General features: G+C 37.9%; 16 protein-coding genes and 1 pseudogene. 1 reads left to right on the top strand and 16 read right to left on the bottom strand.

Annotated elements, in window-relative coordinates:
• Positions 1 to 60 precede the first annotated feature (60 nt).
• The 13 genes from dusC to NYR60_RS03850 form a co-directional block, all read right to left on the bottom strand.
• Positions 61 to 1,014: a tRNA dihydrouridine(16) synthase DusC gene (gene dusC, locus NYR60_RS03790; protein ID WP_279467814.1), complete on the bottom strand. Its 954-nt coding sequence runs from the start codon at positions 1,012 to 1,014 to the stop codon at positions 61 to 63.
• 88 nt (positions 1,015 to 1,102) lie between these two features.
• On the bottom strand, positions 1,103 to 1,966 hold the full coding sequence (djlA, locus tag NYR60_RS03795; protein ID WP_279467815.1) for a co-chaperone DjlA: 864 nt from the start codon (positions 1,964 to 1,966) through the stop codon (positions 1,103 to 1,105).
• Positions 1,967 to 2,041: 75 nt separating this feature from the next.
• Positions 2,042 to 2,896 carry a DMT family transporter gene (locus tag NYR60_RS03800; RefSeq protein ID WP_347710222.1) on the bottom strand — a complete coding sequence of 285 codons (855 nt, stop codon included), beginning with the start codon at positions 2,894 to 2,896 and terminating at the stop codon, positions 2,042 to 2,044.
• A gap of 130 nt (positions 2,897 to 3,026) precedes the next feature.
• Positions 3,027 to 3,497: a peptidoglycan-associated lipoprotein Pal gene (pal, locus tag NYR60_RS03805; RefSeq protein ID WP_279467817.1), complete on the bottom strand. Its 471-nt coding sequence runs from the start codon at positions 3,495 to 3,497 to the stop codon at positions 3,027 to 3,029.
• Positions 3,498 to 3,523: 26 nt separating this feature from the next.
• Entirely contained in the window at positions 3,524 to 4,804 is a 1,281-nt protein-coding gene (gene tolB / locus NYR60_RS03810; protein ID WP_279467818.1) for a Tol-Pal system beta propeller repeat protein TolB, read from the bottom strand.
• 17 nt (positions 4,805 to 4,821) lie between these two features.
• On the bottom strand, positions 4,822 to 6,189 hold the full coding sequence (tolA, locus tag NYR60_RS03815; RefSeq protein ID WP_279467819.1) for a cell envelope integrity protein TolA: 1,368 nt from the start codon (positions 6,187 to 6,189) through the stop codon (positions 4,822 to 4,824).
• 22 nt (positions 6,190 to 6,211) lie between these two features.
• On the bottom strand, positions 6,212 to 6,652 hold the full coding sequence (gene tolR / locus NYR60_RS03820; protein WP_279467820.1) for a colicin uptake protein TolR: 441 nt from the start codon (positions 6,650 to 6,652) through the stop codon (positions 6,212 to 6,214).
• 91 nt (positions 6,653 to 6,743) lie between these two features.
• Positions 6,744 to 7,424, bottom strand: a complete 681-nt coding sequence (tolQ, locus tag NYR60_RS03825) for a protein TolQ (protein ID WP_279467821.1) — start codon at positions 7,422 to 7,424, stop codon at positions 6,744 to 6,746.
• Between the two features lie 33 nt (positions 7,425 to 7,457).
• On the bottom strand, positions 7,458 to 7,847 hold the full coding sequence (gene ybgC, locus NYR60_RS03830; protein ID WP_279467822.1) for a tol-pal system-associated acyl-CoA thioesterase: 390 nt from the start codon (positions 7,845 to 7,847) through the stop codon (positions 7,458 to 7,460).
• 151 nt (positions 7,848 to 7,998) lie between these two features.
• Entirely contained in the window at positions 7,999 to 8,295 is a 297-nt protein-coding gene (ybgE, locus tag NYR60_RS03835) for a cyd operon protein YbgE (RefSeq protein ID WP_279467823.1), read from the bottom strand.
• 11 nt (positions 8,296 to 8,306) lie between these two features.
• Positions 8,307 to 8,405: a CydX/CbdX family cytochrome bd oxidase small subunit gene (locus NYR60_RS03840; protein WP_005619000.1), complete on the bottom strand. Its 99-nt coding sequence runs from the start codon at positions 8,403 to 8,405 to the stop codon at positions 8,307 to 8,309.
• Between the two features lie 12 nt (positions 8,406 to 8,417).
• Positions 8,418 to 9,554, bottom strand: coding sequence for a cytochrome d ubiquinol oxidase subunit II (cydB, locus tag NYR60_RS03845; protein ID WP_279467824.1), 1,137 nt, complete (start codon positions 9,552 to 9,554; stop codon positions 8,418 to 8,420).
• Between the two features lie 12 nt (positions 9,555 to 9,566).
• Positions 9,567 to 11,117 carry a cytochrome ubiquinol oxidase subunit I gene (locus NYR60_RS03850; RefSeq protein ID WP_279467825.1) on the bottom strand — a complete coding sequence of 517 codons (1,551 nt, stop codon included), beginning with the start codon at positions 11,115 to 11,117 and terminating at the stop codon, positions 9,567 to 9,569.
• Positions 11,118 to 11,583: 466 nt separating this feature from the next.
• Here NYR60_RS03850 and NYR60_RS03855 point away from each other — a divergent pair, with 466 nt between their 5' ends.
• Positions 11,584 to 11,916: a DUF5339 domain-containing protein gene (locus NYR60_RS03855; protein ID WP_279467826.1), complete on the top strand. Its 333-nt coding sequence runs from the start codon at positions 11,584 to 11,586 to the stop codon at positions 11,914 to 11,916.
• Positions 11,917 to 12,051: 135 nt separating this feature from the next.
• On the opposite strand, the pseudogene groL reads toward NYR60_RS03855, so the two are convergent.
• The 3 genes and pseudogenes from groL to mutT all read right to left on the bottom strand — a co-directional run bounded on the left by groL (position 12,052) and on the right by mutT (position 14,636).
• A pseudogene (groL, locus tag NYR60_RS03860) lies at positions 12,052 to 13,694 on the bottom strand (chaperonin GroEL).
• A gap of 63 nt (positions 13,695 to 13,757) precedes the next feature.
• On the bottom strand, positions 13,758 to 14,048 hold the full coding sequence (locus tag NYR60_RS03865) for a co-chaperone GroES (RefSeq protein ID WP_005597793.1): 291 nt from the start codon (positions 14,046 to 14,048) through the stop codon (positions 13,758 to 13,760).
• A 189-nt stretch (positions 14,049 to 14,237) separates the two neighbouring features.
• Positions 14,238 to 14,636 carry an 8-oxo-dGTP diphosphatase MutT gene (gene mutT / locus NYR60_RS03870; protein WP_279467827.1) on the bottom strand — a complete coding sequence of 133 codons (399 nt, stop codon included), beginning with the start codon at positions 14,634 to 14,636 and terminating at the stop codon, positions 14,238 to 14,240.
• Between the last annotated feature and the right edge of the window lie 40 nt (positions 14,637 to 14,676).

Raw genomic sequence — 14,676 nt, forward strand, 5'->3', positions numbered from 1 at the left:
TGAATACACTCATAGCCTTTTTCCGTGTATTCTGTGTTTTCCGTGGTTAAAACCCTATTGTTAAATCTCTTGATTTACCGCTCGTTCAATATGTGCTTTTAGACCGTTATAGCCGTGTTCTGTTTTAAGTATTTGGAACAAATCTTTAGCTTCCGGATATTCTTTATCTAAATAATGTAGCCATTGCTTGATACGTGCAACATGATAAAAGCCCGAGTCATGCTCATTTTCCAGATTTACATATTGAAACAGTAATTGCAGTACCTCGTTCCATGCCATTTTAGGCTGATTAAATTTCACCACTCGGCTGAGGTTCGGCGTGTTTAATGCACCTCGCCCAATCATAAGGCTCGAACAATCGGTCATATTTTGGCAATTTTTTGCCGATTCAAAATCCCAAATTTCACCATTGGCGATCACCGGAATCGAAAGACGTTTTTGAATTTCGCCGATTGCCTGCCAATTAATTCGTTCCGCTCGATAGCCGTCTTGTTTGGTACGACCGTGTACGGTAATTTCATTTGCACCACCTTGTGCCACCGCATCGGCAATTTCAAAGCATTGATCTGCCGAATCCCAGCCCAAACGTACTTTTACCGAAACGATCTGATCCTGTGGAACAGCTTCTCGCATTGCTTTGGTTGCACGATAAATCAAATCCGGATCTTTTAGCAATGATGCACCACCATTACTGCCATTTACCGTTTTAGACGGACAACCGCAATTCAAATCCACCCCGTGCGATCCCAACTCTATCGCCAACTGAGCATTTTCTGCCAACCATTGTGGATGTTGTCCTAATAACTGCACTCGCACAGGCGTATCAGAATCGGTTAAACCGCCTTGCAACAATTCAGGTGCAAGGCGATAAAATGCTTTCTTCGGCAATTTTTGATCCACCACTCGCACAAATTCGGAAATACAGAGATCGTAATCATTTACTGCCGTCAGTAATTTGCGAACAAAAGGATCTAATACGCCTTGCATCGGTGCTAAAATAACTTTAGGTATCATATTCAATTATTTTACTTATTTGATTTAAAAAGAAAGCGGTCAATTTTTGCAAAAATTTTACCAAAAATGACCGCTTATAACCCTACACTTATTTCCAACCTTTCGTCTTGCAAATCAAATCGTAAGCCGCTTGAATTTGTTGAGCTTTCTCTTTCGCTAATTCCATCATCTCATCCGGTAAACCTTTTGCTGCCAGCTTATCCGGATGATGCTCGTTCATTAATTTACGATACGCGCGTTTAACCGTATTTTGCTCATCATTTTCCGTGACACCTAATACCGTATAAGCATCTTTTACATTTGGACCACTTGGACGATATCCGCCATAATTTCCTTGTGATTGATGATATGATCCGCTTTGCTGTTGGTATTGCTCTTGATAAAAACCGCCAGAACGGAACTGCTGGGCAGCCATTACCATCGCAATCATCTGCTCAAATTGGAAACGATTCATTCCCATGGTTTCCGCAATAGTAAATAGAATCTGCTGCTCATTAGAATCCAACTGTCCATCCTGCAATGCAGCCTGCATTTGTACTTCAACAAAGAAACGCAATAAATCAGCACGTTGCCCACAAGCCTCCCTAAACTCTTGAATCACCGTGCGTAATGGGAAATCAGCTTCTTTACCCAAAGTAAATGCTTGTTGAGCTAATTGTTTCGCCTTTTCATCTAATTTTAGACGCGCCATAAGCTGGCGAGCTAAATGAATATCATCTTCCGTCACTCGACCTTTAGCCTTAGCAATATGCCCTAATACGGCAAACGTAGTTTGAGTAAATAATGACTGACGAGTCAAATTTTTACCAAAAACAGATGATCTTACAGAACCTAATTCATATAATTTTTTATCTGCTAAATGTCCGATAAATACGCCGAGTAGACCACCAAAAATACCACCGAATAATTTATAGCCAATAAAAAAACCAATAATCTTTCCAATAAATTGCATATAATCCCTCTTTCCTATTCATAAGAATATGCACTAAAACTTACGATATTCTAGCTTAAAAAGCTGAAAAAATAATTAAATCTTTCTATTTGTTCGTGTAAACATAAACATCAGTAAACCTGAAACAAAAACGATCAAATAACCTAAAATACTCCAACTATCTGGAAATTGCCCAAATACTACTGCACCAAGTAACGCACTAAAAAGAACCGATGAATAACTATAAATCGAAATATCTTTCGCTGCTGCATATTTATAAGCTAATGTCACAGAAAACTGCCCGACTGTTGCAGCAATTCCTGATAATAATAAATAACTGAGTTGAATCACATTTATGGGGACAAAATCTAAAAAAACAAAGGGGAATAAGACAATTGTCGAAAATGCGGAAAAGAAAAAAACAATCGTATTTGAGCTTTCAGGTCTCGCTTTCTGTCCAAGAATACGTAAACAAAGATAGGCTAATGCAGCAAAAACCGCACCGATTATTCCAATAAAATACGGAAAAAAATGAAGATCAAAGGTAGGCTTAATAATAAACAAAGCCCCAAAAAATGCGAGCAGACATAGCCCTAATTGCATTAATGAGGCTTTTTCCTTCAAAAAAAGGGCGGAAAAAACAATGAGTATAAACGAAGTGAGCTTACCGATCATATCAACATCACTTAATACTAAATGGTCAATAATATACACACCACATAATATGCCAAGTAATCCTGTGATAGAACGTAATAGCAATATGCTTCTATTTTCTTTTCTACCTAAAAATAACTGCTTATTTCGCAAAATGATATAACCACTAATTAATGCTGTTATGGCATTGCGAAAAATCGCTTTCTCCGCTAAAGGCAATTCGCCTGCCAAACGCATAAAAAGAGCCATCAGAGAAAAGCCTAAAGCAGATAATAAAATACAAATAATTCCCTTCATTAACGGGGAAATATGATTCCAAAAAGTCATAATTAGTTTTGCAAAAACATAAAAAAATTTAACCGCTTGCAAATAAATAAAGCCCTGAACAATCAGGGCTTTATTTGTCTATTCAGTAACTAAATACAAATTAGTATTCTAATACTGCACGACGGTTTTTCGCGTAGTCAGATTCAGAATGACCTAACACTGCTGGTTTTTCTTCACCGTAAGAAACAGTTGAAACTTGGTTAGCACCTTTAGTTGCTAAGTAGTTTTTAACTGCATCTGCACGACGTTGGCCTAATGCGATGTTGTACTCTGGAGTACCACGTTCGTCAGCGTGACCAGCAACGGTTACTTTACCGTTTGAAGATGTTAAATATGCAGCGTGTGCATCTAAAAGTTGTTGATATTCGCCTTCAACTGCATAGCTATCGAAACCGAAGTACACAGTGTTGTAACGAGTTTGTAAATCTTGTGCTGACATGCCGCCAAATTGACCTGCTGCTGCGCCATTTGCACCATTTGCGTTAGCGTTTGCATTGTCTGATGAGCTGCTGCAAGCCGCTAATACGAAAGCTGGTGCCGCGATCATTAACACTTTAGCTAGTTTTTTCATTTGTTGCTCCTAAAAAGAATTTTATTTTATTTTGTCAAATACGGTGACCAAGCAGGGAATTTAAATTGACCACCTGCTCCCGGCAAGTTAGCTTTAAAACGGCCATCTGCGGACACCAATTGTAGCACTTTACTCGTACCTTTGGTAGAGCTATAAATAACCATAATACCATTTGGTGAAATGCTCGGACTTTCGTCTAAAAACGTTGAACTCAATACTTCTGTGCCACCTGAAGCGAGATCACGTTTCACAACTTTATCACCGGCAATCATGATTAAATTCTTACCATCAGATGATACTTTAGCATTATAACTACCGCTACCGCCCATTGGGCTAACACCACCACCTGATGAACTCATTCTATATACTTGCGGAGAACCTGCACGGTCTGATGTGAAGTAAATTGTGCTTCCATCAGGAGACCAACTTGGCTCTGTATTATTACCTGCATTTGCAGTTAGTTTTGATGGAGAACCACCGCCAGCACCCACAACATAAATATTTAACTCACCGTCTTGGTTTGAAGCAAATGCAATACGCGAGCCGTCCGGAGAAAATGCAGGTGCGCCATTATGACCTTTTAATGCCGCAACCACTCGACGAGAACCTGAACGAAGATCATGTACAACTACTTGAGCCTTTTTATTCTCAAAAGTTACATACGCTAATTTACCACCTTCAGGTGACCATTCCGGCGACATTAATGGCTCTTTACTTTTTGCTACAGTAAATGCATTATAACCATCATAATCTGAAACTCTTAATTCATATGATGATACACCACGTTGTACCACATAAGCAATTTTTGTTCTAAAAGCACCTCGAATTTGAGTGATTTTCTCAAATACTTGGTCACTTACCGTATGTGCGCCTTGACGAATTTGAGCGGCCGGCACATTAAATGAACCTTGAGCTAATACAGCAGCCGGATTACTTAATGTATCAACTAGCTGATAAGCAACATTATAACCACCACCAGTCGGCGTCACTTGGCCCACAACAATTGTATCAACGCCAATATCAGTCCATTGCTGAGAATTTACCTCTGCTGCAGAACCTGGTTGAGCAGGTAATTTTGCTCTTTCTACCGGTGTAAATTTACCACTATTACGTAAATCGTCAGCAACAATTTGTCCTACATCCGCAGGCACTCCACCATTAGCTTTAAACGGCACAACAGCAATAGGTTGAGCCATACTAACACCTTCATCAACTGAAATAACAACATCAGAATCAGCCAATGCAAAATGACTAAAAGCTAATGTAAATACACCAATTATACTCGTTAAACGAGATTTTAATTTCATCTTAAACCTCTAGGTTATTATAGAACTTTCAAACCAAACTTAATAATCGGAGATTTATATTTGTTATAAGTCTCCTCATTTGGTGCTCTTGGAACATTTCTTGCAGAAGTAACTGCAGTTACCGCTGCTCGACAAATATCATCAGGACCAGATAATACTTGATGATTTGTAATGTTACCGGCCGGATCAATAAAGATCTTCACTTGACATTCACGTCCACTAAAAGTCGGATCTACACGGTAAGTACGGGCTAATTTTTTCTTAATTAACTGAGCATACCCCGTATCAGCAACACCTTTCCCGTTTCCGATACCTTTGCCATTACCGTTTCCTTGTGAACCAGCAGAGTTTTTATTGCCTCCGCCACTCATACCACCACCAATATCGCCACCACTAAGGAAGTCATCTAAAGCTTTATTATTTTTTGCTTGCTGAGCCGCTTTTGCCTTAGCATCCGCTGCTGCTTTAGCCTTAGCTTCTGCTGCCACTTTTGCTTTAGCTTCCGCATCTGCTTTGGCTTTAGCCTCTGCTGCCGCTTTTGCTTTAGCTTCCGCATCTGCTTTGGCTTTAGCCTCTGCTGCCGCTTTTGCTTTAGCTTCCGCAGCTGCTTTAGCCTTAGCCTCGGCTACCGCTTTTTCTTTAGCTTCCTCTGCAGCTTTAGCCTTAGCCTCTGCTACCGCTTTTGCTTTAGCTTCCTCTGCAGCTTTAGCCTTAGCTTCTGCTTTTTTCTGCTGCTCTTCTAATTTCTTCTGTTGTTCAGCTTTCTGAGCTTCTTTAGCCTTACGCTCTTCTTCAGCTTGCTTCGCAGCTGCTTCTAAATTTTTCGCTTCAGCCTCAGCTCTCAAACGCGCAGCTTCTGCTGCATTTTTACGCGTGGCTTCTTCAAGTTGCTCTTTTTTTAATTGTTCCTGCTTTAATTGCTCTTTCTTAAGCTGTTCTTGTTTCGCAAGTTCAAGTTTCTTCTGCTCTTCAAGTTTTTGTCGTTGCTGCTCTTTGCGTTGCTCTTCTTGTTGTTTCTTTTCTTCAATCATAGCAATACGCTGTTGCTCTAACGCTCGTTCTTTTGCCTTTTCTACAGCAATATCTTCGGGCGTTGACGGCTCTTCTGGCTCTTCTTCCTCAGGTTTTGGTTCTTCTTTCTCCTCTACCTTTGGTTTAGCACTGCCTTTTTTATCGGATTTTAAACGACCATACTCAGCAGCAACCTGCCCTGTATCAACCATTACGGCTTCAAACTCTTCTCCACTACCACCGTTACCGCCGGCAGATTCTTCTAGAGTTGTTTTAGTAAAAAGCGAACCGAGTAGAAGCAATCCGATTAACAATGCATGTAATAGGATTGAAACTATAACAGCCAGTTCCAATCTGTCGTTTTTAGCTCTCACACGTTATCCTTGCTTTATTATTTTATTTGCCTTGGGTCATTAAACCAGCGTTTTTAATCCCCGCATCTTTTAAAAGCACAATCCCTTTGATGACCTCTTCATAAGGAATTTCTTTCTCCGCTGCTACAAGAAATAATGTATTAGGATCTTTTTGGAACGCTTCTCCTGCATAAGCCACAACTTCTTGCTCCGCAAGCTCTTCCTGACCACTGCTACCTTGGATAAAATTACCATCCACTTTTAATTTATATAAACCGACTCCTGCAACTTGTAAAATTACGGGGGTCTTATCTTCATTAGATACTGATTGACTATGTTTATCTTCAGGTAAATTTACCTCAACACTTTGGCTAATTACTGGGGCAGTTGCCATAAAGATAAGCAATAATACAAGCAATACGTCCAAAAATGGAACGATATTGATTTCAGATTTAATGTCATTACGTTTACGACGGTAAGACATATTTTCCTCTTATACATTAATATATTAAAAGATCCGAACATTCAACAAGCGGTCGGATCCCCAAATGAATTTTTAAAAAGCCAATACACTGCTATTTTTTAGAAAATGCCTGACGATGTAAAATTGTTGTAAACTCGTCAATAAAGTTTGCATAGCCCTGCTCTAATTTATTTACTCGTAGATTCAAACGGTTATACGCCATTACAGCCGGAATTGCAGCAAATAGACCGATTGCCGTTGCAATTAATGCTTCTGCAATACCCGGAGCCACCGATTGTAAAGTTGCTTGTTTCACCGCACTTAATCCCATAAACGAGTGCATAATACCCCATACCGTACCAAATAAACCGATATAAGGACTAATTGAACCTACCGTACCTAAAAATGGAATGTAACTTTCTAGATTCTCAATTTCACGGTTTAGCGCTAAATTCATTGCACGACTAGAACCTTTCATTGTCGCTTCAGGTGCATCTGAATTTACTTGTTGTAAACGCATATATTCTTTAAATCCAGCATAGAAAATTTGTTCTGATCCACTTAATGCATCACGACGATTCTCTAATCCTTCATGTAAACGATGCAAATCTTCTCCAGACCAAAATTTATTCTCAAATGCTAGTGCTTCTTTCTTAGCAGCGGTTAAAACTCTACTACGCTGAATAATGACAGCCCAAGATAAAATAGAGAACGTGATTAAGATTAAAATAACAATCTTAACAACAATACTTGCCTGCATGAACAGCGAAACAAGGTTAAATTCAGTTTCCATTTAGTAAAACTCCGAATAAATAATTTGATAAAATTAAAAGGTTTGTAGTCTTTGTCGAATATCAACAGGTATGGCTACAGGCTTCATTTTGGTTAAATCAACACTAGCAACAGTGACTATTGCAGAACAAAGGCAAATATCATCTCTCCATAACTGTTGCTGAAAAATAATCGTTGCTTTTTTTAATTCAATTATGTTGGTTTTAACACAAAGGAAATCATCAAGGCGAGCAGGTATTTTATAATCAATCTCAATTGTCTTCACTACAAATGCAAAAGATTGCTTAAGTAGTTCTTGTTGAGAAAAACCGATATGACGTAAAAATTCTGTTCGTGCACGCTCAAAAAAACAGATGTAATTAGCATGATATACCACGCCACCGGCATCTGTATCTTCATAATACACTCTGATTGGGAAATCCATTGTTATTCCAAATATTCGCCAAAATAAAAACGCCCAAAAATTAGGCGTAAATTGCTTGCTATTTTAGAGAGAGAAAAATGGTTGTGCAATAGGGAAATGAAAATATTTTTTTAGATAAAATAATAAGAAAAATAGCGTAAACCTATAAAGCCTACGCTATTTTTAAAAAGACTAAATAAATTAATGAGATTAAGATAATTATATATCCTACTAGAGGTAAAAAAACTGTTTTCCAAATACTACTTTTTATCTCAAAACCAATACCATGAATCCACAATATTGCCATTCCATAAAAAGTAAATATAGATCTATATAAGTTTTTTCCACCAAAATTTTGTGCAAATAGATTTGAATTTATCAAAATCATTGCAAACATTATACTGGCTAAGATAAAAGAAAGGGCTTTTAGCCAGCCCTTCCCTGTTAAATTATAGAGCGAATGAATCATTCACTATAATCCTATTCGTCAAATTTGCCTGTTTTCTCAATGCTAACAGTAATTACCGTTGCAAAAAGAATAGCAAGTAAAACGCCTAATACCCAAGTTACATAAAACATCTGTTTATCTCCTTAGTATGCACTTGCTTTGTTATCTTCTAAGTATTTAGCATCTAAGCGACCATACATTTTGATGTATGACCAAGTAGTGTATGCTAATACTAAAGGCACAAAGATACACGCAACAACTAACATTACTGTTAATGTATATTGACTTGCAGTTGAATCCCAAACCGTTAAGCTCATTTCAGGATGAGAAATTGACGGCATAATGAATGGGAACATAGATACTGCCGCAGTTACAATCACACCTACAATCATAATTGATGATGAGAAAAATGCTAAACCAGAACGATTCGCTTTAGATGAGATAATCGTCAATAATGCACCTAATACCGCTAATGCAGGCACAACCCATAATACCGGCATTTCAGCAAAATTTCTAAACCATGCTGCACTTTCAACTGCCACAGTTTTATGTGTTAAAAATGATTGTGCATTGTGGTCTAAATTACTTGTGATAACAAAACCGTCTTTAAATGATAACCAAACACCAGCTAATACAAATGCAACTAATACAATTGCAGAAGTAACTTGTGCTGTTGCTCTCGCACGATTACGTAAATCACCCATCGTTTTCATCTGTAACCAAGTCGCACCTTGTGTCGTTAACAGCATTAAGCTAACTACGCCACATAATAATGCGAACGGATTTAATAAACCAAAGAACGAACCTGTATATACTACTTGGTTAAGGTTATTAAATTCGAATGGTACGCCTTGTAATAAATTACCGAATGCTACACCAAAAATTAATGACGGAACAAAACCACCGATAAATAATCCCCAGTCCCAAGCATTACGCCATTTCGGGCTATCTATTTTAGCACGATATTCAAAACCTACCGGACGGAAAAATAGTGCCGCCAAGACAAGAATCATCGCTAAATAGAAACCGGAGAATGATGTTGCATAAACCGTCGGCCATGCAGCAAAAATTGCACCACCTGCAGTTAATAACCATACTTGGTTACCATCCCAATGCGGAGCAATGGTATTAATCATCACTCGACGTTCAACATTACTTTTACCAATTACAGGAAGTAAAGTTAATACGCCCATATCAAAACCGTCTGTAATTGCAAAACCGATCAGCAATACGACAATTAGAATCCACCAAATAAAGCGGAGAATTTCATAATCGATCATTGTTAACTCCTATTATTTCGCAGACTGTTCAAAATGGTAACGACCTGTTTTTAATGCACTCGGTCCCAATTTACCGTATTTAAACATTAAGTACATTTCAACTACAAGGAATAATGTGTATAACCCACATAATAAACCAATAGAAATCCAAAGGTCTGTTGTAGTCAATGCAGAATTAGACACGCCTGTTGGCAACATTTCATAAATTGCCCAAGGTTGACGTCCGTATTCAGCTAGGAACCAACCTGACTCAATTGCAATCCATGGAAGAGGAATACCCCACAACATTGCTCTTAAGAATAAACGGTTTTTACCTACTGTACCACGTACATTTTGGAAGAATGCAAAACCGATTAAGAGAAGCATTAAACCACCGGAAGCCATCATCGCACGGAATGCCCAAAAGGTAGGCCCCACATTAGGAATGGTGCTTGCTGCCGCTTTTTGGATTTGTTCTTCAGTCGCATCAACTACATTAGGCGTATATTGTTTCAGTAATAAACCAAAACCTAAATCTTTTTGGACCGCTTTAAATGCTTCTTTTTCTTCTGCAGTATAGTTACCGGTACGTAATTTCTCAAGTAACGCATATGCTTGAATACCGGTACGAACACGTTGTTCATTGATTACACGAATATCTTTTAAACCTTTAATTTCAGTATCAAAAGAACGTGTTGCAATAATACCCGCCATATATGGAATATGAATTGAAAATTCATTTTTCATTTCAGCCGTATTTGGAATTACAAACGCATTCCATGCCGCCGGAGCCGGTTGTGTTTCAAACTCACCTTCCATTGCAGCTAATTTGGTCGGTTGTGCTTTACCAATTTCGTAACCAGATTCATCACCCATAATTAATACGGCAAGAATTGCCATTAACCCGAAACTTGCACCTACAGAGAATGAACGTTTTGCAAAACCGAGATCCTGACCTTTTAAAATATAGTAAGCACTAATACCTAATACAAATACCGCACCACAAGTATAACCAGCTGTTACCGTATGTAAGAATTTAGATTGTGTTACTGGGTTTAATACGAGATCAGAGAAACTTACCAGTTCCATTCTCATTGTTTCGAAATTAAATTCAGAACCAACTGGATTCTGCATCCAGCCATTTGCAACAAGAATCCACAATGCAGAGAAGTTAGAACCAAATGCAACTGCATAAGTCGCAAGTAAGTGTTTACCTTTTGATAAACGATCCCAACCGAAGAAGAACAAACCAATGAAAGTTGACTCTAAGAAGAACGCCATTAAGCCTTCAATCGCTAATGGAGCACCAAAGATATCACCCACATAGTGAGAATAATATGACCAGTTCATACCAAACTGGAATTCCATTGTAATACCAGTTGTTACGCCTAGAGCAAAGTTAATACCAAATAACTTACCCCAGAATTTAGTCATATCTTTATAAACTTCTTTTCCTGTCGTTACATAAAGAGTTTCCATGACTACAAGTACAAAAGAAAGACCTAATGTTAACGGCACGAATAAGAAGTGATAGAGAGCAGTTAAAGCAAACTGCAATCGCGAGAGTTCAACAACGTCTAACATCTCAAACCTCTTATAAAGTGTAATAAATAATCATTTCGATTATTTGTAAAACAAATAATCACCCAACAGAATTTTGACCTAAAACAAACACCTAACCCTAATAAGGTATTCTATTTTTTAGAATTCATTTTCTATTTTAACCTTAAATTTGAAAATTAAAAATAGTCAATTTGTTACATTGCTCACATTTCAGATAAAAGTTTAAAAAACTATTACATTTATTCATATTTTTCTCACAATTTTTTTTCTTTTTATTAAATAACTAATTGATAAGAAAATACTTTTTTCTCTCGTAAAAAAATTTGTTTGCTAAAAATCTTTGATTAAAATCAAAAAATAAAACACTACATAGCCTAATTATTCTTAATTTGCTAATGACATTTATTTTCTATTTGATATAATCAAAGAAATATATTCACTGTATAAATAATAGTTATCAACTATAGTAATAAAAGGTAAAACCATAATGTTAAACAAAGTTCTTATTTCAACTTTTGCTGGTGTATTATTCATTTTTACATCATATAATGCATTAGCAGGTATGAAAACTTCTTCACTTTCTATGGCAAAACCTACTGTGAGCAAAGCTCTGCCTTCTCAATGCCAAAAAATGTTTAATGTGGCACATAAATTAGTTTCCGATGCAGAAAGACAACCTGGTACTCATACCCAAGTACAAAAAATGAAAAATAAGCTATCGCTAACAAAAGAACAAATCCTAAGAATGGAAACAGTCATGCAAGAGAAAAGTTGTGATAAAGGTTTGACCGCATTAAATACATTAAAGCAAAAACATTAACTAGATATTAACCGAGCTAAATTGCTCGGTTTTTTATTGCAGAAAAATCGACAAATTTAACCGCTAATCAGATACAAAAAATCCTCTAGGACATTTTCCTAGAGGATTTTTATATATCAAATAATGGGGGATAAATTACATCATTCCGCCCATACCCCCCATGCCGCCCATTGCAGCTGCCGGATCTAATTTTTCATCTTTCGGTAAATCCGTGATCATACATTCTGTCGTGATCATTAAACCTGCGATAGATGCTGCGAATTGTAATGCTGAACGAGTTACTTTAGTTGGATCTAAGATACCCATCTCAAGCATATCACCGTATTGTTCCGTACCAGCATTGTAACCATAGTTACCATTACCGTCTTTTACATTACGTGCAACTACTGATGCTTCTTCACCTGCGTTAGTCACAATTTGGCGAAGTGGTGCTTCCATCGCACGAAGTGCAAGTTTGATACCAACATTTTGTTCTTCGTTATCGCCTTTTAATGTTTCAGCCACTTTAGAAGCCGCACGCACTAATGCAACACCGCCCCTGGTACGATACCTTCTTCAACTGCCGCACGAGTTGCATGCAATGCATCATCCACACGATCTTTTTTCTCTTTCATCGCCACTTCGGTTGCTGCACCAACTTTAATAACCGCAACACCGCCGGCTAATTTTGCAACACGTTCTTGAAGTTTCTCTTTGTCGTAATCAGAGGTTGAATCTTCAATTTGTTGGCGAATTTGTGCTACACGTGCTTTGATTTGCGCTTCGTCACCGATACCGTCAATAATCGTTGTATTGTCTTTGGTGATCACAACACGTTTTGCTTGACCTAATTCTTCAAGTGTCGCTTTCTCAAGTTCCATACCGATTTCTTCTGAAATCACAGTACCTGCGGTTAAAATTGCGATATCTTGTAACATTGCTTTACGACGATCGCCAAAGCCCGGTGCTTTTACCGCAGCCACTTTCACGATACCACGCATTGTATTTACAACTAATGTTGCTAACGCTTCGCCTTCGATATCTTCCGCTACGATTAATAACGGTTTACCAGCTTTCGCTACCGCTTCTAATACCGGTAAAATTTCACGAATATTGCTGATTTTTTTATCCACTAAAATAATATATGGGTTGTCTAATTCAACCGTACCCGCTTCCGGTTTGTTGATAAAGTAGGGAGATAGGTAACCACGATCAAATTGCATACCTTCTACCACATCTAACGCATCATCTAAACCTGTACCGTCTTCGACAGTGATAACACCTTCTTTACCCACTTTTTCCATTGCTTGTGCAATTAATTTACCCACGGTTTCATCAGAGTTAGCAGAAATAGTACCGACTTGCTCAATCTCTTTTGAAGTTTCACACGGTTTAGAAATCGCTTTTAATTCTTCCACTACAGCAACAACTGCTTTATCAATACCACGTTTTAAATCCATCGGGTTCATACCTGCCGCTACTGCTTTTAAGCCTTCGTTTACGATTGCTTGAGCAAGTACTGTTGCCGTTGTCGTACCATCACCGGCTGCATCGTTTGCTTTTGACGCCACTTCTTTTACCATTTGTGCGCCCATATTTTCGAATTTATCTTCTAATTCGATCTCACGTGCAACCGACACACCGTCTTTAGTAATCGTCGGTGCACCGTACGCTTTATCTAACACAACGTTACGACCTTTAGGACCTAAAGTTACTTTTACCGCATCCGCTAAAATATTCACGCCTTTTAACATTTTTACACGTGCGTCATTACCGAATTTAACATCTTTTGCTGCCATTTTGTCTTCCTATAAATTATTTATTCGATTTGCAAAAAATCAGTGAAAACTAATCGCTTATCACTACTCTACGATTGCTAAAATATCGTTTTCAGAAAGAATTAACACTTCTTCACCGTCAATTTTTTCTGATTTCACACCATAACCTTCATTGAAAATTACGACATCACCTACTTTTACCGCTAATGCTTGCACAGAACCATTTTCTAATAAACGACCTGTACCCACTGCAATTACTTTACCACGAGTAGATTTAGTTGCTGCCGAACCGGTTAAAACGATACCGCCTGCTGAACGAGTTTCTACTTCTTCACGTTTTAAAATTACTTTATCGTGTAATGGACGAAGAGTCATTGTCTGTTTCCTTCTATTATTAGCTGTCTGTAAAAAATTTCGCCCACAGAATTGTGTGCAACGTTAAACAAGATTGGGGCAAATTCTTCTCTTTCAAGTTACTTTTGCAAAATTTTATACAAAAGTAACTGCTTTCGGCTGATTTTTAGGCAATAAAAAAGAGCATCTCGAATGAAATGCTCCATTTTATTAAACTTCTGATTTTAAGCGTTGGATTAAACGGCTATTTGCCGGCGGAAATTCACTCTCATCCAAATCGGCTTGTGCTACCCAAAATCCTTCTTGACCTTCACGCCCAAACGGTTCACCAACCCATTCTTCCACCAAATAAAAGAAAAACTCAATTACTTTAGTTGGGTAATCAAAACGAAATGATTCATAAGGAAACGCACTTAACACGTGAATCCCGATTTCTTCTTCCAATTCACGTTTTAATGCATCTTCCGGCGTTTCTCCCGTAGCAACTTTACCACCGGGAAACTCTAAAGCCTGTGCAAAATCTTGGCCTTCAAGCCGTTGGGTTAAATAGATCTGTCCAAATTCATTGCGGATAATACCTGCTGAAACTTGGATTGTCGGTTTTGTCATAAATATTCCTTACGATAAGTTAAAAGCAGTAAGATTTTGC

Origin of the sequence: Actinobacillus genomosp. 2 (assembly GCF_029773605.1) — a bacterium.
GTDB lineage: Bacteria > Pseudomonadota > Gammaproteobacteria > Enterobacterales > Pasteurellaceae > Actinobacillus.